The following is a 21032-nucleotide window of genomic DNA, read 5'->3' on the forward strand; positions in this document are numbered from 1 at the left end:
CGCTCTTGTGCGCGGCGGCGGCGAAGACTTAGGTGAGACGCCATGTGCATCCGAGCCCCCGGAAAGGCGGACATCCGCCCATGACCGCAGGTGAGTTGACCGAGACAGAGGCCGAGGACCTGCTGCGATGTATCTGCTTCAAGACGGGTCCGCCACGCACTGTGGGCGTGGAGCTGGAGTGGCTCGTCCACGATCTGCACGACCCCCGGCTCGCCGTCCCGCACGACCGACTCCGATCCGCCTACGCGGCCCTGCGCACCCTGCCGGTGCGCACGCCCCTCACCGTCGAACCCGGCGGTCAGCTTGAGCTCAGCTCGCTGCCCGCCGCATCGCTCATGGAGTGCGTCTCCACCGTCTCCGCGGACCTGATGGCGGTCCGCGGCGCCCTCAAGGAACGCGGTCTCGCCCTCGTCGGACTGGGCCAGGAACCCTGGCATCCCCCGCGCCGCATGCTGCGCGAGGCCCGTTACGACGCCATGGAGGCCCGGTTCGACCAAACGGGTCCCGCGGGCCGGGCCATGATGTGCTCCTCGGCCTCCGTGCAGGTCTGCCTCGACGCCGGGTACGAGGAGCCCGGCCCGCTCGGCTTCGGGCGGCGCTGGCTGATGGCCCACCTCCTGGGACCGGTCCTGGTCGCCGCGTTCGCCAACTCCCCCGTGCAGCAGGGCCGGCCGACCGGCTGGCGTTCGGTCCGGCAGGCCAACTGGAGCGACATCGACCCGGTGTTCGCGCTCGCCCCGCCGCTCCATGCCCCGCCACGCGCGTCCTGGGCGGCGCACGTCATGGACGCCCCGGTCCTGTGCGTACGGTCCGACCACGGCCCGTGGTCCGCCCCGGCGGGCCTCACCTTCCGGCAGTGGCTGCGCACCAAGGCACCGCGGCCGCCCACCCGCGCCGATCTCGACTACCACCTGACCACCCTGTTCCCGCCGGTCCGGCCGCGCGGCCACCTGGAACTGCGCATGATCGACGCGCAGCCCGGCGACCACGGGTGGACCGTTCCGCTCGCCGTGACCACCGCCCTTTTCGACGATCCGGAGGCCGCCGAGCTCGCCTACCGGACCGTCAAACCCCTTGCCGAGCGCGCCGGTTCACTGACCGCGCCGCGCAATCCGCTCTGGCACGCGGCGGCCCGCGACGGTCTCACCGACCCCGAGTTGCGCGAGGCGGCCACGGCCTGCTTCGCGGCGGCACTCGGCGCGCTCCCCCGGCTCGGCGCCGCACCGGACCTCCTGGACCGGGTGGCCGACTTCACCGATCGCTATGTCGTACGGGGCCGATGTCCGGCCGACGACACACCCTCGCCCGCCGCACCGAAGGACCTCCGCCCATGACCGACCCGGAGCTGCTCAGGGCCCGCGCCCTGACAGCACTCACCGCTGCGCGCGCCCGCACCGGCACGCTCACCTCCACCGTCGACGACCACGAACTGACCGCGCAGCACTCGCCGTTGATGTCACCGCTCGTCTGGGACCTCGCGCACATCGGCAACCAGGAGGAGCAGTGGCTGCTGCGTGCCGTCGCCGGTCAGGAAGCGATCCGGCCCGAGATCGACTCCCTCTACGACGCCTTCGAGCATCCCCGCGCCGCCCGCCCCACCCTGCCGCTGCTCGCCCCCGCCGAGGCGCGCCGGTACGCCGCCGATGTGCGCGGCCGGGCCCTGGACGTACTGGAGAGCACCCCGCTGCGCGGCGGCCCGCTGACGGATGCCGCCTTCGCCTTCGGCATGATCGCCCAGCATGAACAGCAGCACGACGAGACCATGCTGATCACCCATCAGCTGCGGTCGGGCCCGGTCGCTCTCACCGCCCCCGAGCCGCCGACCGGCACCACCGACGGCCTCCGCGCCGAAGTGCTCGTCCCCGGCGGCCCGTTCACCATGGGCACCTCGACCGAGCCCTGGGCCCTGGACAACGAGCGCCCCGCCCACCATCGCGTGGTGTCCGCCTTCCACCTCGACACGACCCCGGTGACCTGTGGGGCCTACCTCCGCTTCATCGAGGACGGCGGCTACCGCGAGGAGCGCTGGTGGGAGCCGGCGGGCTGGGCGATGATCCGCGAACACGACCTGGGCGCACCGCTGTTCTGGCGGCAGGAGGGCGGCCAGTGGCTGCGGCGGCGCTTCGGAGTGACCGAGCCGGTGCCGCTGGAGGAGCCCGTCCTGCACGTCAGCTGGTACGAGGCCGACGCCTACGCCCGCTGGGCCGGGCGGCGCCTGCCGACCGAGGCGGAGTGGGAGAAGGCGGCCCGTCACGACCCGGTCTCGGGCCGCTCGCGCCGCTACCCCTGGGGCGACGCCGACCCGACCGCCGCCCACGCCAACCTCGGCCAACGCCATCTGCGGCCCGCGCCCGCCGGCGCCTACCCCGAGGGCCGATCACCCTTGGGGGTCGGGCAGTTGATGGGCGATGTCTGGGAGTGGACGTCGAGCGACTTCCTGCCCTACACGGGGTTCGTGGCCTTCCCCTACCGCGAGTATTCGGAGGTGTTCTTCGGCCCCGGGCACAAGGTGCTGCGCGGCGGGGCGTTCTCCGTCGACGAGGTCGCCTGCCGGGGCACGTTCCGCAACTGGGACCTGCCGGTCCGCCGCCAGATCTTCGCGGGCTTCCGTACCGCACGGGACGGCGCCTGATGTGCCGTCATATCGCTTATACGGGACCGCCTTCGACCCTCGGCGAGCTGCTCGTGGGGCCGCCGCACGGCCTCCACCGGCAGTCGTGGGCGCCACGCCGCCAGCGCTACGGCACGGTCAACGCCGACGGCTTCGGCGTCGGCTGGTACGCGGAGGGCGACCCCGCGCCGGCCCGCTACCGGCGGTCCGGGCCCATCTGGGCCGACCCGAACTTCGCGGACCTGGCCCGGGTGGTGCGCACCGGAACGCTGCTCGCGGCGGTCCGGGACGCCACCGAGGCGGGCGCGGACGGCGAGGCCGCGGCCGCCCCGTTCGCCTCCGGGCGCTGGCTGTTCAGCCACAACGGCGCCCTGCGGAACTGGCCCGACGGCGTGGCGGGGCTCGCCGCCGCGCTGCCCGCCGAAGCCCTGCTGCGCCTTGAGGCGCGCTGCGACTCGGCGTTCGTGTGGGCGCTGGTCCTGCACCGCCTGAACAGCGGTGACGCGCCGGGGCAGGCGCTGGCCGACACCGTCGCCGAACTCGCCGCCGCCACACCCGGCTCGCGGCTGAACCTGCTGCTCACCGACGGCGGGACCATCACGGCGACGGCCTGGGGCGACACCCTCTGGTATCTGCACACGCCCGGCCGTTCCGCCGTCGTCGCCTCCGAGCCCTACGACGACGATCCGCACTGGCGCGAGGTGCCCGACCGCACCCTGCTGACCGCCAGCCGCACCGATGTCCTCCTCACCCCCCTCAAGGAGTCCCCGTAGTGCGCCCGTTCCAGCTGACCCGCACCCTGCCCGAGGACGCCACCGGGGCCGCACTGCGCGCCGATGTGCTGCACGGGCTGGCCCAGGCCCCCAAGTCCCTTCCGCCGAAGTGGTTCTACGACGCCCGCGGCAGCGAGCTGTTCGAGGAGATCACCCGGCTGCCCGACTACTACCCGACCCGCGCCGAGCGGGAGATCCTCGCCGACCGCGCCGCCGGCATCGCCGCCGCGACCGGGGCGCACACCCTGGTCGAACTGGGTTCGGGATCCTCGGAGAAGACCCGGCTGCTCCTGGACGCGCTGCCGGCGCCGCTCACGTACATCCCGGTGGACGTGAGCGAGAGCGCGCTGGCCGGAGCGGCGGAAGGGCTGCTCGCCGACCATCCTGATCTGCGTGTGCACGCCCTGATCGCGGACTTCACCCGGGTCCTCGAACTGCCCGAGGCGCCGGGCCCCCGGCTCGTCGCGTTCCTCGGCGGCACCATCGGGAACCTGCTGCCCGCCGAGCGGGCCGAATTCCTCAGCTCCGTAAGGAAGTTGATGGACCCGGGTGACTCGCTGCTCATCGGGACCGACCTGGTGAAGGAGGAGTCCGTCCTGGTCCGCGCCTACGACGATCCCACCGGGGTGACGGCGGCGTTCAACAAGAACGTGCTCAGCGTCATCGACCGGGAACTGGACGCCGACTTCGACCCGGACGACTTCGACCACGTGGCGCTGTGGAACCGCGAGGAGGAGTGGATCGAGATGCGGCTGCGGGCCCGCCGCGACGTGGTGGTGAAGATCCCGGAACTCGACCTGGTGGTCCCGTTCGCGGCGGGCGAGGAACTGCGCACCGAGATCTCGGCCAAGTTCCGCGAAGAGGGCGTACGGGCCGAATTGGGCGCGGCCGGCTTCGTACCCACCCACTGGTGGACGGACGCGGCCGGGCGGTTCGCGCTCTCCCTGGCGACGGCCGGCTAGAGCCGGGCACGCGGGTCCTGCGGCGCGGCACGGCCGCAGGACCCGCGCCCCGTGCGGGAACCCGCGCCCGTGCGCGCGTCACCCGCTCGTCCGGGATCAGTGGCCGCCGGGCACCGCCTCCAGGACGAAGACGGGGATGTCACGGTCCGTCTTCTCCTGGTAGTCCGCGTAGTTGGGGAACGCCGCGACGGCCCGCTCCCACCACTCGGCCTTCTCCTCGCCCGTCACCTCACGGGCCGTCATGTCCTGCCGTTCGGTGCCGTCCTGGAGCTCGACGCGCGGGTCGGCGACGATGTTGTGGTACCAGAGCGGGTTCTTGGGCGCGCCGCCGAGGGACGCCACCACCGCGTACCGGCCGTCGTGCTCGACCCGCATCACCGGGGACTTGCGCAGCTTGCCGCTCTTGGCGCCGCGCGTCGTCAGCAGGACCACCCGCATGCCGTTCATCGACATTCCCTTGGCACCGCCGGATTGCTCGATGAGCTCGACCTGTTTGCGCACCCACGCGGTAGGGGTCGGTTCGTACTCGCCGTCGAGAGGCATGGTGGGGTCCCTTCGTCCGTGAACCTGCGGGCCGGCCGTGCTTCGGCCGGCCTCCGGTCAAACGCCGTCGGCTCCCCTCATCTTCCCCGCGACGTCCGCCTTCCGCGCCGAAGGACACCCGAGGGTGGCAGGAAGGCCGGAATCCGCCGAGCGGACAGGAAGGCCTGATTCGAACGCTTGCCCGTTACGGGTGCGGGCAGCGGACGGGATGTGCAGTTCCGCGTCGGACGATCTTCCGCAGACTCCCCGAGGATGTGCCACCGATGGCGACTCCAGCCGCTTCCCAGCGCCCTCCGCAGCCCCCTCCCCAGCCCTCGCGGGGCCGGCCGCTGCGGGCCCGTTCGGCCTGGTCGGGCGTGCTCATCGGCGTGGGCATCGCCGCCTTCGTCGACGAGACGGTCTTCCACCAGCTGTTGCACTGGCACCACTTCTACGACCGCTCCACCCCGGGCGTCGCCCTGGTCTCCGACGGCCTGTTCCACGCCTTCGGCTGGTTCGCCGTGGTCATCGGCCTGGTCTTGGTCGCCGACCTGCGCCAGCGGGCGGGCCTGGTGCGACGTGCGCTCGTCGGCGGCGTCCTGGCCGGCGCGGGCGCGTTCCAGCTCTACGACGGCACGGTCCAGCACAAACTGATGGGGCTGCACCAGATCAGGTACCACGTCGACCTCGTGCCGTACGACCTGACGTGGAACATCCTCGCCGTGGTGTTCATCGGTGCGGGAGCGGTCCTGCTCCGTGGCGTCGCCCGGAGTGTCAACCAGCCTTCCGCGCACACCTCTTGATGCAGCATCAGCAGGATGGACGGCTCGCCCTCCTCGCGGCCGGGCTCGCGCTGTGCGGGGCGCTCGCCTATGTGCTCGCGGCGTCCCGGCTACGAAGGCGCGGGGACCGCTGGTCGCCGTTGCGCGACCTCTCCTTCACGGCGGGGTCGGCCGTGCTGGTGGCGGTGGCCCTCCTCGCACCGCCCGGTGGCCCCTTCACGGCCCACATGGCCCAGCACCTGGCCACCGCGATGGCGGCCCCGCTGCTGCTCGTCCTCGGCCGTCCGGTCACGCTCGCGTCGCGCGCGCTGCCGCCGGGCGGCCGGCGGGGTCTCCTCGGCGTGCTGCGCTCGCGTCCGGTCGGGGTGCTGAGCCGTCCGCCGGTGGCCGCGCTGCTCGACGTGGGCGGCCTCTGGCTGCTGTACCGCGGCCCGCTGTTCGCGGCCGCACACGAACGCCCCTGGCTCGCGGCCCTGGTCCATGTGCACGTCTTCGCGGCGGGGCTGCTGTTCACCGCCGTCGTCTGCGCGCTCGACCCGCTGCCACGCCGGCCCGGCACCGTCGTCCGATCGGCGGCGCTGATCGGCGCGGGAGCCGCGCACGCCGTCCTCGCCAGGACGCTGTACGCGGCTCCCCCGCCCGGCACCGGCTTCGGTGCGCACGACCTCGCGGCCGCCGCCGAGCTCATGTACTACGGCGGCGACCTCGTGGAGATCGCCCTGGCGGCCGTCGTCGGGCTCCAGTGGTACGCGGCATCCGGCCGACGCCTCGCCCGCGAGAGCCGCCGCGGGGCGCGGGCCGGGGAGCCGCCCGCGTCAGCCTCGTACGGTCAGTGAGGCCGTGTGCGCGCGGACCTGCTCCGGGGTCAGATAGGCGTCCGTGTACTCGAAGTCCTTCAGGGTGGCGGCCTTCTGCGCCTGGAAGCCGGTGCGCACGAAGTCGTCGCCCGCGACCGCGTTCAGCATCCAGTTGGTCAGGACCCGGGTCTTGGCGACGTTGGTGCGCAGCGCCGACCAGTGGTAACCGCGGGCCACCGCCTGGGCGGGCAGGCCGCGCAGCTCGATGCCGAGCGGCTTGGAGACGGCGTCGCGGCCACCGAGGTCCACGACGAGGCCGAGGTCCTTGTGGAGGTAGGGCGCGAGCGGCTCGTTGCGCAGCGAGGCCACGATGTTGTCGGCCAGCCTGGGGCCCTGGCGCATCGCGTGCTGCGCGGTGGGCGGGCAGAACGCGCCCTCGCCCTTGGCGAGGTCGGGCACCGCGGCCGCGTCGCCGAGCGCGAACACGCCGTCCATGCCGGGCACGGTCATCTCCGGGGTGACCAGCAGCCGGCCGCGCTCGGTCTCCGCGTCGAGGGTGCCCACCAGCGGACTGGCGGCGACGCCCGCCGTCCAGATGAGGGTGCGGCAGGGCAGTACGCGGCCGTCGGTGAAGGTGACCTTGTCCGCCCCCGCCTCGGCGATCGAGACGCCCAGCGAGACCTCGATGCCGCGCTTCTGGAGGATCTCCAGGGCGGCCTTGCCGAGCTTGTCGCCCAGTTCGGGCATGAGCTTGGGCGCGATGTCGATGAGGTGCCACTTGATCTGGCGCGGGTCGAGGCGCGGGTAACGCTTGATCGCGTTCGTGGTGATCCGCTGGAGGCAGGCGGCCGTCTCGGTGCCCGCGTATCCGCCGCCGACCACGACGAAGCGCAGCCGGGAGGCCCGCTCGTCCTCGTCGTCGCTGGCGTCGGCCAGGTCGAGCTGGGAGATGACGTGGTCGCGGATGTAGGCGGCCTCCGCGAGGGTCTTCATGCCGCGGGCGTGCTCGACGAGGCCGGGGATGTCGAAGGTGCGGGTCACACTGCCGGGGGCCAGAACGATGTAGTCGTACGGCTGGTCGAGTGTTTCGCCGGTGATCTTGCGGATGACGCAGATCTTCGCCTTGGGGTCCACTCCAATGGCGCCGCCCGGGATGATCCGGGTGCGGTGCTTGGCGCTGCGCCGCAGCGAGACCGCCACCGACTGGGGGGTGAGCACCCCCGAGGCGACCTGGGGCAGCAGGGGCAGGTAGAGCTGGTACGAGAACGGGGTGACCAGGGAGATCTCCGCTTCTCCCGGTTGGAGGCGGCGTTCCAGGCGCCGTACGCATTCGACTCCGGCGAAGCCGGCGCCTACGACGAGAATCCTCGGTCGTGCCACGGTGTGCGTCCTTTCCCTGGGACCTGAGAACGGGGACGAGAACTGGGCCCGTCCACTGCCCGAGTGCCCCTGACCGGCGTTCGTCAACATCCCCATAGTGATCAACCCGGCGCGGGCGCACCACCGAATGCCCCCACCCGGACACACGGAACGGCGCCGTCCGGCCGGAATGGATCCGGTCGGACGGCGCCGTTCGCGCACGGGGCGGACGTCAGGCGACGACGCCGCTCTCGCTGATGACCACGGTCGCGCGCGGGGCGCCGCTGCGGGTGCCGAGCGCCTCGATCTTCTTCACGAGGTCCTCGCCCTCGACGACCTCGCCGAAGACGACGTGCTTGCCGTCCAGCCAGGGGGTGACGACGGTCGTCACGAAGAACTGGGAGCCGTTGGTGTCCGGGCCCCGGTTGGCCATCGAGAGCAGGAACGGCCGGTCGTGCTTGAGCTTGAAGTTCTCGTCGGCGAAGGTGGCGCCGAAGATGCTCTTGCCGCCGGTGCCGTTGCCGTGCGTGAAGTCACCGCCCTGGAGCATGAACTCGGGGATGACGCGGTGGAAGGTGGAGCCGGCGTAGCCGTAGTCGTTCTGGCCGGTGCACAGCTCGCGGAAGTTGCGGGCGGTCTCGGGGACGACGTCGTCGAAGAGCCGGAAGACGATGCGGCCGGCCTTCTCGCCGTCAATGGTGATGTCGAAGTAAACGTTCTGCATGGCCCCATCCTGACATCCGCCGTCCCCGGGCCCGATCCCGGCTCGCCCTTGGACTCCGGCAGGGGTGCTTCAGGGGAACAGCAGGCTCGTGATCCGCCCCGAGGCGGCCTTCGCGGCCTTCTTGGGATCGGCCCCGTTCAGGACGGCCGTCATGTACGGCTTGATGGGGTTGTCCGCCTCGACGGCGGCCCACTGCGGCGAGTTGGGAGTGGCCCGGCCCTGGGCGGCGCCCTTGGCCATGGTCGCGGTACCTGCCTGGCCTTCGACGGCGGGCGCCAGGCTGGACTTGTTGGGTACGTAGTTCATGGTCGTGGCCAGGTCGGTCTGCCACTTCTCGCCGGTCAGCGCCGCGACGACCTGGACGGCCTCGGCCCGGTGCGCGGTCCGGCGCGGGATGATCAGGTCCGACCCGCCGGTGAAGACCGCGCCCGGCTTGGCGTCGGTGGGCCCCGGGATCGGGAAGTAGCCCAGCTTGTCGGCGAGGGCCGGGTTCGCCTTCTGGATGGCCTTGGCCGCGCCGGGCACCGCGATCATCTGCGCGACCTTGCCCTTGGCGAAGACGCCGGCCTGCGGCGGGGTCTCCTCGTCGGCGTTCCTCGGCCCCTTGCCGAGTGCCTGGAGCTGCTTGTAGAACTCCATTCCGCGCAGGGCGGCCGGGCTGTCGAGGGTGCCCTTCCAGTCGCCTGCGTCCTCCTGGGCCAGCTGCCCGCCCTCGTCCCAGACAAATCCGGCCAGCGTGTACCAGTCCTGTCCGGACAGGTAAATCCCCTGGTTTCCGCCGGAGTTGAGCTTCGCCGTGTCGGCCAGCCACTCCGCGCGGTCCTTCGGCGGCTTGGCGATCCCGGCGGCCGCGAAGAGGTCCTTGTTGTAGATGACGACGCGGTTGGCGGCGTACCACGGGATGCCGTACTGCATGCCGTCCACGTTGCCCGGCTGGGCGAGACCCGGCAGCCAGGCGTCGCTGCCCCAGTCGCGGATCGACTCCAGGGTCATGTCGAGCAGGCCGCCGCTGGCCGCGTACTGGGGGACCTGGGTGTTGCCGACCTCGATGACGTCCGGCGCGTCCTTGCCCTTCAGGGCGGCGTCGATCTTCTCGCCGATGCCGGTCCACTCCTGGATCCGGACGTCGAGCTCGACGTTGTTGTGCTGCTTCTCGAAGTCGCGCTCGAAACGCTGCACGAAGTCGTCGGAGGCGCTGTTGCGCATCAGCCAGACGGTCACCTTGGTGGTGTCGCCGCCGAATCCCGGCAGTGTGCCGCAGCCGCCGGCGGCAGAGACCGACACCAGCGCGAGCGAGCAGGCAAGGGCACGATGGATCCTCACGAAAGGTCACCTTCTGCGTGTGGGCAAGCAGTCATGACCCGACATGGGGGGCAAGCGCGATGAGCTTGTTCGGGTGTTGTCCCGTGAGTTTGGTATGGACCAATGGGGTGGTCAAGCCCCGGCGGGCACCGAACTTTTCCGGCCACCGGCGGACGGCCGGCGCCGGACCGCGGTCCGCTGTCTCGCGGAGTGCGGCCGGGTGGGGCACGGTGGAGTCATGCGACGAGAGGGGAGCACCTCCATGTCCCACCACACGTACCGCGTCAGCGAGATCGTCGGCACCTCCCACGAGGGCGTGGACCAGGCCATCCGCAACGGTGTGGCCCGCGCGGCGCAGACCCTGCGCAACCTGGACTGGTTCGAGGTGACCCAGGTCCGCGGCCACATCGAGAACGGCGTCGTCGAGCACTACCAGGTCGGGCTCAAGGTGGGCTTCCGCCTGGACGACGACGCGGAGGTCTGACCCCCGGGCCCGAGGGGCGGCGGTGCGACCCGCGGGCAGAGGTGCGGCGGTGCGGCCTGCGGGCCGGGTTACGCCCCGGTCCCCTCAGGTGCGGCCCTCGCGCTCCTGGGCGTCCTTCAGAGCGGCACTGGCACCGGTCCAGCACGCCCGCACGACCCGGAACCCGGCCCGCTCGGCGGCGTCGCACACCAGCTCGTCGTCGTCGACCAGCATCCGGACCTCGCGGTCGCGGCCCAGGCGGCGCAGGATCTCCAGTTTGGTGACGCGGGCCGGCCGCCGGTCGTCGTTGCGCCGCATGTGGACGGTGCCGGCCGGCAGGCCCTGTCCGGCGAGCCAGTGCAGGGTGTCCTCGCGACACCGCTCGGGCCGCCCGGTGAGGTAGACGACCTCGCACTCCTCGGCGGCCGTCAGACACAGCGCCACGCCCTCGGCCAGCGGGGGATCGGCCGGGGCCGCGGCGAAGAAGGCGTCCCAGTCGCGCGGTCTGCCGTCGAGGAAATGCTGGCGGTGCGCGCTGTCGGCGAGGGTGCCGTCCAGGTCGAAGACGGCGTAGGGCCGGGTTCTGTCGATCACGCGCCCAGGCTAGAGCGCGGACCGCGGCCGCGCGGGGGCGGGTCGCTTGTCGAGGCGCTCGGGGCGGGTCGCTTGTCGAGGCGCTCGGGGCGACTCGCCGTCGGCGCTTCACGGCGGGCGGGCCGGTGCGCCCCGCACCGGCCGGACGGGCCGCACCGGACGGACGGGAATCCTGGCGCCGCGCGGGCGTTGAACCCTGGTGTGAGCTCTGTGATCGCGGCAACCCGCTTCTCCGTACTCGACCGCTCGCGCACCCGCGCCGGGCACGACGGGCCGCAGGCGCTGCGGGACACCGTGGCCCTGGCCCGCGAGGCCGAGCAGCTCGGCTACCACCGCTTCTGGGTCTCCGAGCACCACTCGGTGCCCGGTGTCGCCGGATCGGCCCCCGCGGTCCTGGCCGCGGCCGTCGCCTCGGCCACCGCCACGATCCGGGTCGGCACCGGAGGGGTGATGCTGCCCAACCACCAACCCCTCGTCGTCGCCGAGCAGTTCGGGGTCCTGGAAGCGCTCTTCCCCGGCCGGATCGACATGGGACTCGGCCGCTCCGTGGGCTTCACCGACGGGATACGCAAGGCGCTCGGCCGGGGCAAGGAGGACGCCGACGACTTCGGCGGGCAGCTCGCCGAACTGCTCGGCTACTTCGACGGGACCCAGCGGGCCCACCCCCAGGTCCACGCCCGCCCCGCCGAGGGCCTTTTTGTGCCCGCCTTCGTGCTGGCCACGGGCAAGGGCGCCCGGGTCGCGGCCGAGGCCGGGCTGCCCCTCGTCATCGCGAACGTCCGGGGCGAGGACGCGATGCTGCGGGCCATCGACGACTACCGCGCCTCCTTCCGGCCCTCGGCCCGGTCCGAGCACCCGTACGTCGTCCTCTCGGGCACCGTGGCCGTCGCGGACACCACCGAGGAGGCCCGCCGGATCCTGCTCCCGGAGGCCTGGTCGACGGCGTACTCCCGCACCCGCGGCGAGTTCCCTCCCCTGTCCCCCGCCGAGGACGTGCTGTCCCGGACGATGACCGACCGTGAGCGTGCCCTGTTCGAGGAGGCGCTGCGCGGCCAGGTGTACGGGACCGAGGAGGAGGTGGCCGACGCCCTGGAGAAGGTCATCGGGCACAGCGGCGCCGATGAGTTCCTGGTCACCACGAGTACGTACGACCGCACGGCCCTGCTCGGCTCCTACCGTCGCCTGGCGCGGCTCGCGGGTCTGGGCGCGGCATCGGGGCCGGAGGGTCACGGGCGCCCGTTGCCCCGGCGCTGAAGATCACGGCTGGGTGTCCGGCCGTAGGATTCCGTTATGCAAAGCCCCTCTGATCCGTACGTCCGTGTCCGCGGTGCCCGGGAGCACAATCTGCGCGGGGTGGACGTCGATGTTCCGCGTGACTGCCTCGCCGTGTTCACCGGCGTCTCCGGGTCCGGGAAGTCCTCGCTCGCGTTCGGCACGATCTACGCCGAGGCGCAGCGCCGCTACTTCGAGTCGGTCGCGCCGTACGCGCGCCGGCTGATCCACCAGGTGGGGGCGCCGAAGGTCGGCGAGATCTCGGGGCTGCCGCCCGCCGTCTCGCTCGAACAGCGCCGCTCGGCGCCCAGCTCGCGTTCGTCGGTCGGCACGGTGACCGCACTCTCGAACTCGCTGCGGATGCTGTTCTCGCGGGCCGGGGACTATCCGGCGGGCGCGGGGCGGCTGGACTCGGACTCCTTCTCGCCCAACACGGCCGCCGGCGCCTGCCCCGCGTGCCAGGGGCTCGGCCGCGTCCACCGCACCAGCGAGGACCTTCTCGTGCCCGATCCGTCGCTGTCGATCCGCGAGGGGGCGATCGCCGCGTGGCCGGGCGCCTGGCAGGGCAAGAACCTGCGCGATGTGCTGGACACGCTCGGGTACGACGTGGACCGGCCCTGGGGCGAGCTCGACCGGAAGGACCGGGACTGGATCCTGTTCACCGACGAGCAGCCGGTGGTGACCGTGCACCCGGTGCGCGAGGCCGGTCGCATCCAACGCCCTTACCAGGGAACGTACTTCAGCGCCCAGCGCTATGTGATGAAGACGTTCGCGGAGAGCAAGAGCCCCACGCTGCGCGCGAAGGCCGAGCGCTTCCTGACCGCCGCCGACTGCCCGGTGTGCGAGGGCCGCCGGCTACGGCCCGAGGCGCTTGCCGTGACGTTCGCGGGCCGGACGATCGCCGAGCTCGTCTCGCTCCCGCTCACCGCCCTCGCCGGGCTGCTCGCCGAGGCGGGCGGCGGTGCGACCGCGGACGTGCTCACCGGCGATCTGCTCTCCCGGATCGCCCCGGTCGTGGAGCTGGGCCTCGGCTATCTGAGCCTGGACCGGACCGCGCCCACCCTCTCGGCGGGAGAACTGCAACGCCTGCGGCTCGCCACCCAGTTGCGTTCGGGCCTGTTCGGCGTGGTGTACGTCCTGGACGAGCCGTCCGCGGGGCTGCACCCGGCCGACACCGAGGCGCTGCTCACGGTCCTGGACCGGCTCAAGGCTGCGGGCAACTCGGTGTTCGTGGTCGAGCACCACCTGGACGTGATGCGGCACGCGGACTGGCTGGTGGACGTGGGTCCGCTGGCCGGCGAGCACGGCGGCCGGGTGCTGCACAGCGGGCCGCCCGCCGGCCTGGCGGAGGTGGAGGCGTCGGCGACCCGTCGCTTCCTGTTCGACCGCTCCCCCGCCCCGCGCCGCACAGTCCGCGAGCCACTGCGCTGGCTTGAGCTGACCGGGGTGACCCGGCACAATCTGCGCGGCGTGGACGCGGCGTTCCCGCTCGGGGTGTTCACCGCGGTCACCGGCGTCTCCGGCTCCGGAAAGTCCACTCTCGTGGATGCGATCACCGAGCAACTCCCGGGCGTGGGCCGACTGGTGAGGGTGGATCAGAAGCCGATCGGCCGGACCCCGCGCTCCAATCCGGCCACCTACACCGGCCTGTTCGACGTCGTGCGCAAGGTGTTCACGGAGACGCGGGAGGCGAAGGCGCGCGGGTACAAGGCGGGCCGGTTCTCCTTCAACGTGGCGGGCGGCCGGTGCGAGACCTGCCAGGGCGAGGGGTTCGTCTCGGTCGAGCTGCTCTTCCTGCCGAGCACGTACGCGCCCTGCCCGGACTGCCACGGGGCCCGCTACAACGCCGAGACCCTCGAAGTGACCCACCGGGGCCGCAACATCGCCGAGGTCCTCGACCTCACGGTGGAGGCGGCGGCCGAGGTCTTCGCGGACACGCCGTCGGCCGCCCGCGGCCTGGACGCCCTGCTCGACGTCGGCCTCGGCTATCTCCGACTGGGCCAGCCCGCCACCGAGCTGTCGGGCGGCGAGGCCCAACGCATCAAGCTGGCGACGGAGTTGCAGCGCCGTCGCCGCGAACACACCCTGTACGTCCTGGACGAGCCGACGACGGGTCTGCACCCGGCCGACGTGGAGATCCTGCTGCGCCAGCTACACGGCCTGGTCGACGCGGGCCACTCCGTGGTCGCCGTCGAGCACGACATGAACGTGGTGGCGGGCGCCGACTGGGTGCTCGACCTCGGCCCGGGCGGCGGCGACGAGGGCGGCCAAGTGGTGGCCGCGGGCCCGCCGGCCGAGATCGCCGCCTCGGCGGCGAGCCGCACGGCGCCCTACCTCGCGAGGGCGCTGGCCGGCGGCGCCCGGGCCCGGTAGCCGAACTCCGCCGGGGCCGTCGCGGGCCCGGCGGGCCGCCGACAGGAACGGCAGACGCGTCGACTCCCTTGCCCCGCAGGTCAGTTGGGGCTCAAGGCAAAGCGCGCGGAATGAATTGGCCTAGACCCTTGACCGGCCGTTGGTCCAGACCAATCATGGGGCGTCCGCACCCTTCTCTCACCCCCGTCGGAGAGCCCCGATGAGACGTCCGAGATCCGTCCGCGCCCTGTTCGCCACGCTCAGTACCGTCGCCGCGTCCGCCGGCCTCGTCATCGGGGCCGGGGGCGCCGCACACGCCGCGACCCCGTTGCCCGCCCATGTCTTCGCGCCGTACTTCGAGGCGTACTCCTCCGACAGCCCCGCCGATCTCGCGCAGAAGTCGGGGGCCAAGTACCTGACGATGGCGTTCGTGCAGACCGAGGCCAAGGGGTCCTGCACCCCGTACTGGAACGGTTCGACCAGCCAGCCGATCTCGTCGTCCGTGTTCGGCGCCGACATCACCACCATCCGCTCGCGCGGCGGCGACGTCATACCGTCCTTCGGCGGCTACGCGGCCGACAACGGCGGCACCGAGATCGCGGACAGCTGCACCAACGTGGACTCGATCGCGGCCGCGTACGAGAAGGTCATCACCACCTACGACCTGTCGCGTCTCGACATGGACATCGAGGACAACTCGCTCACCAACAAGGCCGGTATCGACCGCCGCAACCAGGCGATCAAGAAGGTGCAGGACTGGGCCGCCGCCAACGGGCGTTCCGTGCAGATCTCCTACACCCTGCCGACCACCACCGGCGGTCTCGCCGACAGCGGGCTCGCGGTGCTCAACAGCGCGGTCAAGTACGGCGCCAAGGTCGACGTCGTGAACATCATGACCTTCGACTACTACGACGGCGCCACGCACAACATGGCGAACGACACCCAGACCGCCGCCACCGGCCTCTACAACCAGCTGGCCTCGCTCTACCCGGGCAAGTCGTCCACCCAGCTGTGGGGCATGGTCGGTGTCACCGAGATGCCGGGCATCGACGACTACGGCGCGGCCGAGACGTTCACCACGGCGGACGCCACCGCCGTCTACAACTGGGCCACCGCCAAGGGCATCAACACCCTCTCCTTCTGGGCCCTCCAGCGTGACAACGGCGGCTGCCCGGGCACCGGCGGCTCGGACACCTGCTCCGGCATCGCTCAGGACCCGTGGTACTTCAGCCACACCTTCGAGCCCTTCACCGGGGGCGGCGGACCGGTCCAGGACGACTTCTCGGTGGCGGTCGCACCCGGCTCGGCCTCCGTGGCGCCCGGCGGCTCCACCACCGCCACCGTGAGTACGGCCGTGACCTCCGGCAGCGCCAAGTCGCTCGCGCTGACCGCCACCGGCGCTCCCGCCGGGGTGACCGCGACGCTCACGCCGAGCTCGGTCACGGCGGGCGCCTCGGCGCAGCTCACCGTCGCGGCATCGGCGTCGGCCGCGCCCGGAACGTACCCGGTGACCGTCACCGGCACGGCGGGCACGCTCACCCACTCGACGACGTTCACGCTCACCGTGTCGGGCCCCGGCGGCAACACCGGCGCGCTCGTCAACGGCGGCTTCGAGAGCGGCTCGCTCACCCCGTGGACCTGTGACGGCGGGGCCGCCGTGGTGGCGAGCCCGGTGCACGGCGGCACGCACGCCGTGAAGACCGCGCCCACCTCGTCGACGACCGGCGAGTGCGCGCAGACGCTCACCCTGGCCCCCAACACCAAGTACACACTGAGCGGTTGGGTGCAGGGCAGCTACGCCTACCTCGGGGTCCGGGGCGGCGCCACCGGCAGCGCGTGGACCAGCACCACCGGCTGGTCCCAGCTCAGCGTGCCGTTCACCACCGGCGCCTCGGGCACCGTGACCGTCTACCTGCACGGCTGGTACGGCCAGGGCGCGGTGTACGGCGACGATCTGTCGGTCGCCTAGCCAACTCGGCTTTCAAGTAAGTGAGTTGAGAACACCGGCGCGCCCCCGGAAGACCTCCGGGGGCGCGTCCGGCCGCGTCAGCGGCCCACCTTCCGAGCCTTCCGCGTCGCCCGCAGCCACTCCTTGTTCATCGCCGCGATCGACGGCAGCGGGATGCCCTTGGGGCAGGCCGTCGCGCACTCCCCCGTCAGGGTGCAGCCGCCGAAGCCCTCGTCGTCCATCTGCCCGACCATGTCCAGGACCCGGGTCTCGCGCTCGGGGGCGCCCTGCGGCAGCACGTTCAGATGGTTGACCTTGGCCGAGGTGAAGAGCATCGCCGAGCCGTTGGGACAGGCGGCGACGCAGGCGCCGCAGCCGATGCACTCGGCGTGCTCGAAGGCGAAGTCGGCGTCGGGCTTGGGCACCGGGGTGGCGTGCGCCTCGGGGGCGGCACCGGTCGGCACGCTGACGTAGCCGCCGGCCTGGATGATCCGGTCGAAGGACGAGCGGTCCACCACCAGGTCCTTGACCACCGGGAACGCCGAGGCGCGCCACGGCTCGACGTCGATGGTGTCGCCGTCGCTGAAGGACCGCATGTGGAGCTGGCAGGTCGTGGTCCGCTCGGGGCCGTGGGCGTCGCCGTTGATGACGAGCGAGCAGGCCCCGCAGATCCCCTCCCGGCAGTCGTGGTCGAAGGCGACCGGCTCCTCGCCCCTGAGGGTGAGTTCCTCGTTGAGGGTGTCGAGCATTTCGAGGAAGGACATGTCCGCCGAGATGTCGTCGACATCGTACGTGGCCATGGCGCCGGGCGAGTCGGCGTTCTTCTGGCGCCAGACGCGCAGGGTGAGCTTCATGCGTAGCTCCGCTGAGTGGGGTGGACGTACTCGAAGACGAGGTCTTCCTTGTGCAGGACGGGCGCGGTGCCGGTGCCGGTGAACTGCCAGGCAGCCGCGTAGGAGAACTCCTCGTCGCGGCGTTCGGCCTCGCCCTGAGGCGTCTGGGACTCCTCGCGGAAGTGGCCTCCGCAGGACTCCGCGCGATGCAGCGCGTCGAGGCACATGAGCTCGGCGAGCTCCAGGTAGTCGACGACGCGGTTGGCCTTCTCCAGGGACTGGTTGAACTCCTCGCCGCTGCCCGGCACCTTGATCCGGCGCCAGAACTCCTCGCGGATCTGCGGGATCCGGTCGAGCGCCTTGCGCAGGCCCGGCGCGGTGCGGGCCATCCCGCAGTACTCCCACATGAGTTCACCGATCTCGCGGTGGAAGGAGTCCGGGGTGCGGTCCCCGTTCACGGCGAGGAGCAGGTGAAGGCGGTCCTCGGTCTCGGCGACGGCTTCGGCGACCGCCGGGTGGGCGTCGGTGACCGGCTCCTGGTGCGGGTTGCGCGCGAGGTAGTCGTTGATGGTGGCGGGCAGCACGAAGTAGCCGTCCGCGAGTCCCTGCATCAGGGCGGAGGCACCGAGGCGGTTGGCACCGTGGTCGGAGAAGTTGGCCTCACCGATCGCGAACAGGCCCGGCACGGTGGTGTGGAGGTCGTAGTCGACCCACAGTCCGCCCATCGTGTAGTGCACGGCGGGATAGATCCGCATCGGTGTCTCGTACGGGTCCTCGGCGGTGATCCGCGCGTACATGTCGAAGAGGTTGCCGTACTTCGCCTCGACGGCCGCCCGGCCCATCCGCGCGATCGCGTCGGCGAAGTCGAGGTAGACGCCCTGTCCGCCGGGGCCGACCCCGCGTCCCTCGTCGCAGACGTTCTTGGCGGCGCGCGAGGCGATGTCGCGCGGCACCAGGTTGCCGAAGGCGGGGTAGATCCGCTCCAGGTAGTAGTCGCGCTCGTCCTCGGGGATCTCGGCCGCCGGGCGGGAGTCGCCCTTGGCCTTCGGCACCCAGATGCGGCCGTCGTTGCGCAGCGACTCGCTCATCAGGGTGAGCTTGGACTGGTGCTCGCCGGTGCGCGGGATGCAGGTCGGGTGGATCTGCGTGAAGCAGGGGTTCGCGAAGTACGCGCCCCGGCGGTGGGCCCGCCAGATCGCGGTCGCGTTGGAGTTCATGGCGTTCGTCGACAGATAGAAGACGTTGCCGTAGCCGCCGCTCGCGAGGACCACCGCGTCCGCGAAGTACGTGTCGATCTTCCCGGTGACCAGGTCGCGGGCCACGATGCCGCGCGCCTTGCCGTCCACCACGATCAGGTCGAGCATCTCGGTGCGGGCGTGCAACTCCACGTTCCCGGCGGCGATTTGACGTGAGAGCGCCTGGTAGGCGCCGAGCAGGAGCTGCTGACCCGTCTGGCCCCGGGCGTAGAAGGTGCGCGAGACCTGGACGCCGCCGAAGGAGCGGGTGTCGAGGAGTCCGCCGTACTCGCGGGCGAACGGCACGCCCTGGGCCACGCACTGGTCGATGATCTCGACGGAGATCTGTGCGAGGCGGTGGACGTTGGACTCCCGGGCGCGGAAGTCGCCGCCCTTGACGGTGTCGTAGAACAGCCGGTGGACGGAGTCGCCGTCGTTGCGGTAGTTCTTCGCGGCGTTGATGCCGCCCTGGGCGGCGATGGAGTGGGCGCGGCGCGGGGAGTCCTGGAAGCAGAGCTGGACGACGTGGTAGCCCTGTTCGGCGAGCGTGGCGCCCGCCGAGCCGCCCGCGAGGCCGGTGCCGACCACGATGACGGTGTGCTTGCGGCGGTTGGCCGGGTTGACCAGCTTGGCCTCGAAGCGGCGGGTGTCCCAGCGCTCCGCGATCGGCCCCTGCGGAGCGCGGCCGTCGACGACGGGGTCCCCCGCCGTGTAATCGGTGTACGAGGTCATGTCAGCTCACCACTCCGGTCATGACGGCGACGGGTACGGAGACGAATCCGGCGAAGAGCAGCACGGCGAGGACGTTGGCGAGGGCCTTCAGGACCCGGTCGCGGGTGGCGTTGCCGACGCCGAGGGTCTGAGCGGCGCTCCAGAAGCCGTGCTGGACGTGCAGGGCGAGCGCGGCCATCGCCACGATGTAGATCGTGTTCCCGTACCAGGTGGAGAAGGTGTCCACGACGTTCTGGTAGGGGTGGCCGGGCCGGAAGCCGGAGTGCACGGTGCCGGTCGTCAGGTCCAGGATGTGCCAGACGATGAACAGGGCGAGGATGGTGCCGCCCCAGCGCATGGTGCGGGTCGCGTAACTGGCCCGGGCCCGCTTGTGGACGTATCCCCGGGGCCGCGCCCTGATGTCCCGGCGGCTGAGCTGGTACGCGGCGACGGCGTGGCCCACCACGGCGGCCACGAGCACCACGCGGATCAGCCACAGCGCCCACTCGTAGTGCAGGAAGGGCTCGCCGATGGTGCGCAGCCAGTGCGCGTACGAGTCGAACTGGCCGGCCCCGAAGAAGATCTTCAGGTTGCCCATCATGTGCACGACCAGGTAGGACAGCATGATCAGACCGCTCACGGCCATGACCGTCTTCTTGCCGACGGTCGAGTCCCAGAGTGTGCGCGGCAGGGACGGTCGTTTGTCCGTCCGTTTGTCGGTGCGCGTTGCCAGAGCCATGCCCTCGACGCTAGAGGCGAACGACCCAAGAGGTCCAAGACATGGTTCGGCTCATCTCCATAGGGATGGCCTATCGTAGGACCATGCAGTTCCAGCAGCTCCACTACTTCGTGGCGGTCGCCGAGACCCGGCACTTCACCCGGGCCGCCGAGCGCGTACATGTCTCCCAGCCCTCGCTCTCCCAGCAGATCAAGGCGCTGGAGAACGAGCTGGGCGCCGAGCTGTTCAGCCGCGCCCGCGGCAACATCGCGCTCACCGACGCGGGCGAGGCCCTTCTGCCGCTGGCCCGGCGCATCCTGGCGGACGCGGACACCGCCAGGATCGAGGTGCAGGAGCTGGCTCGGCTCCGGCGCGGCCGGGTGCGGCTCGGGGCGACGCCGAGTCTGTGCACGGGCCTGCTGCCGGACGTGCTGCGCGCCTTCCACGACCGCCACCCCGGCATCCAGCTGCTCATCGAGGAGGGCGGCTCGCACGATCTGGTCCGCGAACTGGCGCGCGGGGCACTGGACTTGGCGCTCATCGTGCTGCCGCTGCCGGCCGCGTCCCCCGCGCTCACCACGATCGAGCTGCTCCAGGAGGACCTGGTGGTGGTCTCCTCGGCCGCCGAGCCGCCACCCGGCACGGACGCGTCGGTGCACATCGCCGATCTGCGCGAGGCACCCCTGGTGATGTTCCGGCACGGCTACGACCTGCGGGAGCTCACGGTGGCCGCCTGTCGCGCCGAGGGCTTCGAGCCCGCCTTCACGGTGGAGGGCGGCGAGATGGACGCGGTGCTCGGCTTCGTGCGGGCCGGGCTCGGGGTCGCCGTGGTGCCGAGCATGGTGGCGGCGCGGACCAGGGACCTGCGGGTGACCCCGCTGGCCCGCCCCGGCCTGCGCCGCACCATCGCCCTGGCCCACCGGAGCGACGTGGACCCGCCGCGCGCCGCGCGGGAGTTGCAGCGGGTCCTGCTGAGCATCGGGACCGGCCGGCGCTCGGGCGGCTGACCGGTCCCAGGGTCGGGGTCGGGGTCGGAGTGGGAGTCGGGCACATGGCCCGGGTCCTGGTTCTGGT

Annotated in this window: 19 protein-coding genes; 11 read left to right on the forward strand and 8 right to left on the reverse strand. The window is 71.9% G+C overall.

Going from position 1 to position 21032, the window contains the following annotated elements:
• Positions 1-80: 80 nt before the first annotated feature.
• The 4 genes from egtA to egtD are packed head-to-tail and all read left to right on the forward strand — an operon-like array spanning position 81 to position 4346.
• Positions 81-1334 (forward strand): ergothioneine biosynthesis glutamate--cysteine ligase EgtA, encoded by a 1254-nt coding sequence (egtA, locus tag ACFYNP_RS32575; RefSeq protein WP_388790611.1) that lies wholly within the window; start codon positions 81-83, stop codon positions 1332-1334.
• Positions 1331-2632, forward strand: coding sequence for an ergothioneine biosynthesis protein EgtB (gene egtB, locus ACFYNP_RS32580; protein ID WP_388790614.1), 1302 nt, complete (start codon positions 1331-1333; stop codon positions 2630-2632). Before egtA ends, egtB begins: the two co-directional genes overlap by 4 nt.
• A complete protein-coding gene (gene egtC / locus ACFYNP_RS32585) occupies positions 2632-3384 on the forward strand; it encodes an ergothioneine biosynthesis protein EgtC (RefSeq protein WP_388790617.1) in 753 nt (250 codons plus the stop codon). Before egtB ends, egtC begins: the two co-directional genes overlap by 1 nt.
• The gene (gene egtD, locus ACFYNP_RS32590; protein ID WP_388404848.1) at positions 3384-4346 is read left to right on the forward strand and encodes an L-histidine N(alpha)-methyltransferase; all 963 of its coding nucleotides are present in this window, start codon (positions 3384-3386) and stop codon (positions 4344-4346) included. Before egtC ends, egtD begins: the two co-directional genes overlap by 1 nt.
• 96 nt (positions 4347-4442) lie before the next feature.
• Here the strand turns inward: egtD and ACFYNP_RS32595 are convergent, their stop codons facing one another.
• Positions 4443-4889, reverse strand: a complete 447-nt coding sequence (locus ACFYNP_RS32595) for a nitroreductase family deazaflavin-dependent oxidoreductase (RefSeq protein ID WP_100578938.1) — start codon at positions 4887-4889, stop codon at positions 4443-4445.
• A 263-nt stretch (positions 4890-5152) separates the two neighbouring features.
• Between ACFYNP_RS32595 and ACFYNP_RS32600 the strand changes: the two genes are divergently transcribed.
• Positions 5153-5671 carry a DUF2243 domain-containing protein gene (locus ACFYNP_RS32600; protein WP_388790620.1) on the forward strand — a complete coding sequence of 173 codons (519 nt, stop codon included), beginning with the start codon at positions 5153-5155 and terminating at the stop codon, positions 5669-5671.
• Positions 5671-6486, forward strand: coding sequence for a cytochrome c oxidase assembly protein (locus ACFYNP_RS32605; RefSeq protein ID WP_388790622.1), 816 nt, complete (start codon positions 5671-5673; stop codon positions 6484-6486). Before ACFYNP_RS32600 ends, ACFYNP_RS32605 begins: the two co-directional genes overlap by 1 nt.
• Here the strand turns inward: ACFYNP_RS32605 and ACFYNP_RS32610 are convergent.
• The 3 genes from ACFYNP_RS32610 to ACFYNP_RS32620 form a co-directional block, all read right to left on the reverse strand.
• Positions 6466-7827, reverse strand: a complete 1362-nt coding sequence (locus ACFYNP_RS32610; protein WP_388404838.1) for an NAD(P)/FAD-dependent oxidoreductase — start codon at positions 7825-7827, stop codon at positions 6466-6468. The two genes, ACFYNP_RS32605 and ACFYNP_RS32610, sit on opposite strands and share 21 nt — an antisense overlap.
• A 211-nt stretch (positions 7828-8038) precedes the next feature.
• Positions 8039-8530 (reverse strand): peptidylprolyl isomerase, encoded by a 492-nt coding sequence (locus ACFYNP_RS32615; RefSeq protein WP_388404835.1) that lies wholly within the window; start codon positions 8528-8530, stop codon positions 8039-8041.
• A 69-nt stretch (positions 8531-8599) separates the two neighbouring features.
• Complete coding sequence (locus ACFYNP_RS32620) at positions 8600-9853, reverse strand: extracellular solute-binding protein (protein ID WP_388790625.1); 1254 nt, start codon at positions 9851-9853, stop codon at positions 8600-8602.
• A gap of 241 nt (positions 9854-10094) precedes the next feature.
• Between ACFYNP_RS32620 and ACFYNP_RS32625 the strand changes: the two genes are divergently transcribed.
• Positions 10095-10316, forward strand: a complete 222-nt coding sequence (locus tag ACFYNP_RS32625) for a dodecin (protein WP_388404829.1) — start codon at positions 10095-10097, stop codon at positions 10314-10316.
• 84 nt (positions 10317-10400) lie between these two features.
• Here ACFYNP_RS32625 and ACFYNP_RS32630 read toward each other — a convergent pair whose 3' ends face one another.
• Positions 10401-10889 carry a hypothetical protein gene (locus ACFYNP_RS32630; protein WP_388790628.1) on the reverse strand — a complete coding sequence of 163 codons (489 nt, stop codon included), beginning with the start codon at positions 10887-10889 and terminating at the stop codon, positions 10401-10403.
• A 201-nt stretch (positions 10890-11090) separates the two neighbouring features.
• Here ACFYNP_RS32630 and ACFYNP_RS32635 point away from each other — a divergent pair, with 201 nt between their 5' ends.
• The 3 genes from ACFYNP_RS32635 to ACFYNP_RS32645 all read left to right on the forward strand — a co-directional run bounded on the left by ACFYNP_RS32635 (position 11091) and on the right by ACFYNP_RS32645 (position 16482).
• A complete protein-coding gene (locus ACFYNP_RS32635) occupies positions 11091-12143 on the forward strand; it encodes an LLM class flavin-dependent oxidoreductase (RefSeq protein ID WP_388790631.1) in 1053 nt (350 codons plus the stop codon).
• A 36-nt stretch (positions 12144-12179) separates the two neighbouring features.
• A complete protein-coding gene (locus ACFYNP_RS32640) occupies positions 12180-14534 on the forward strand; it encodes an ATP-binding cassette domain-containing protein (protein ID WP_388790633.1) in 2355 nt (784 codons plus the stop codon).
• A 199-nt stretch (positions 14535-14733) separates the two neighbouring features.
• Complete coding sequence (locus ACFYNP_RS32645) at positions 14734-16482, forward strand: carbohydrate binding domain-containing protein (RefSeq protein WP_388790636.1); 1749 nt, start codon at positions 14734-14736, stop codon at positions 16480-16482.
• Positions 16483-16559: 77 nt separating this feature from the next.
• On the opposite strand, the gene ACFYNP_RS32650 is transcribed toward ACFYNP_RS32645, so the two are convergent.
• Genes ACFYNP_RS32650 through ACFYNP_RS32660 form a run of 3 tightly spaced genes read right to left on the reverse strand, consistent with a single transcriptional unit; the run spans position 16560 to position 19979 of the window.
• A complete protein-coding gene (locus ACFYNP_RS32650) occupies positions 16560-17315 on the reverse strand; it encodes a succinate dehydrogenase/fumarate reductase iron-sulfur subunit (RefSeq protein ID WP_388404816.1) in 756 nt (251 codons plus the stop codon).
• The gene (locus ACFYNP_RS32655; RefSeq protein ID WP_388790639.1) at positions 17312-19261 is read right to left on the reverse strand and encodes a fumarate reductase/succinate dehydrogenase flavoprotein subunit; all 1950 of its coding nucleotides are present in this window, start codon (positions 19259-19261) and stop codon (positions 17312-17314) included. Before ACFYNP_RS32655 ends, ACFYNP_RS32650 begins: the two co-directional genes overlap by 4 nt.
• Before the next feature lies 1 nt (position 19262).
• On the reverse strand, positions 19263-19979 hold the full coding sequence (locus ACFYNP_RS32660) for a succinate dehydrogenase (RefSeq protein WP_388790642.1): 717 nt from the start codon (positions 19977-19979) through the stop codon (positions 19263-19265).
• Positions 19980-20062: 83 nt separating this feature from the next.
• Between ACFYNP_RS32660 and ACFYNP_RS32665 the strand changes: the two genes are divergently transcribed.
• Complete coding sequence (locus ACFYNP_RS32665; protein ID WP_388404807.1) at positions 20063-20965, forward strand: LysR family transcriptional regulator; 903 nt, start codon at positions 20063-20065, stop codon at positions 20963-20965.
• Positions 20966-21032 lie beyond the last annotated feature (67 nt).

Origin of the sequence: Streptomyces sp. NPDC006691 (assembly GCF_042869955.1) — a bacterium.
Lineage (GTDB): Bacteria > Actinomycetota > Actinomycetes > Streptomycetales > Streptomycetaceae > Streptomyces.

Bases quoted from the DNA above. Each gene is read 5' to 3' on its own strand.
- egtA (WP_388790611.1), top strand. From the start codon at position 81: ATGACCGCAGGTGAGTTGACCGAGACAGAGGCCGAGGACCTGCTGCGA.
- egtB (WP_388790614.1), top strand. From the start codon at position 1,331: ATGACCGACCCGGAGCTGCTCAGGGCCCGCGCCCTGACAGCACTCACC.
- egtC (WP_388790617.1), top strand. From the start codon at position 2,632: ATGTGCCGTCATATCGCTTATACGGGACCGCCTTCGACCCTCGGCGAG.
- ACFYNP_RS32595 (WP_100578938.1), bottom strand. From the start codon at position 4,889: ATGCCTCTCGACGGCGAGTACGAACCGACCCCTACCGCGTGGGTGCGC.
- ACFYNP_RS32600 (WP_388790620.1), top strand. From the start codon at position 5,153: ATGGCGACTCCAGCCGCTTCCCAGCGCCCTCCGCAGCCCCCTCCCCAG.
- ACFYNP_RS32605 (WP_388790622.1), top strand. From the start codon at position 5,671: ATGCAGCATCAGCAGGATGGACGGCTCGCCCTCCTCGCGGCCGGGCTC.
- ACFYNP_RS32615 (WP_388404835.1), bottom strand. From the start codon at position 8,530: ATGCAGAACGTTTACTTCGACATCACCATTGACGGCGAGAAGGCCGGC.
- ACFYNP_RS32625 (WP_388404829.1), top strand. From the start codon at position 10,095: ATGTCCCACCACACGTACCGCGTCAGCGAGATCGTCGGCACCTCCCAC.
- ACFYNP_RS32640 (WP_388790633.1), top strand. From the start codon at position 12,180: ATGCAAAGCCCCTCTGATCCGTACGTCCGTGTCCGCGGTGCCCGGGAG.
- ACFYNP_RS32645 (WP_388790636.1), top strand. From the start codon at position 14,734: ATGAGACGTCCGAGATCCGTCCGCGCCCTGTTCGCCACGCTCAGTACC.
- ACFYNP_RS32650 (WP_388404816.1), bottom strand. From the start codon at position 17,315: ATGAAGCTCACCCTGCGCGTCTGGCGCCAGAAGAACGCCGACTCGCCC.
- ACFYNP_RS32655 (WP_388790639.1), bottom strand. From the start codon at position 19,261: ATGACCTCGTACACCGATTACACGGCGGGGGACCCCGTCGTCGACGGC.
- ACFYNP_RS32660 (WP_388790642.1), bottom strand. From the start codon at position 19,979: ATGGCTCTGGCAACGCGCACCGACAAACGGACGGACAAACGACCGTCC.
- ACFYNP_RS32665 (WP_388404807.1), top strand. From the start codon at position 20,063: ATGCAGTTCCAGCAGCTCCACTACTTCGTGGCGGTCGCCGAGACCCGG.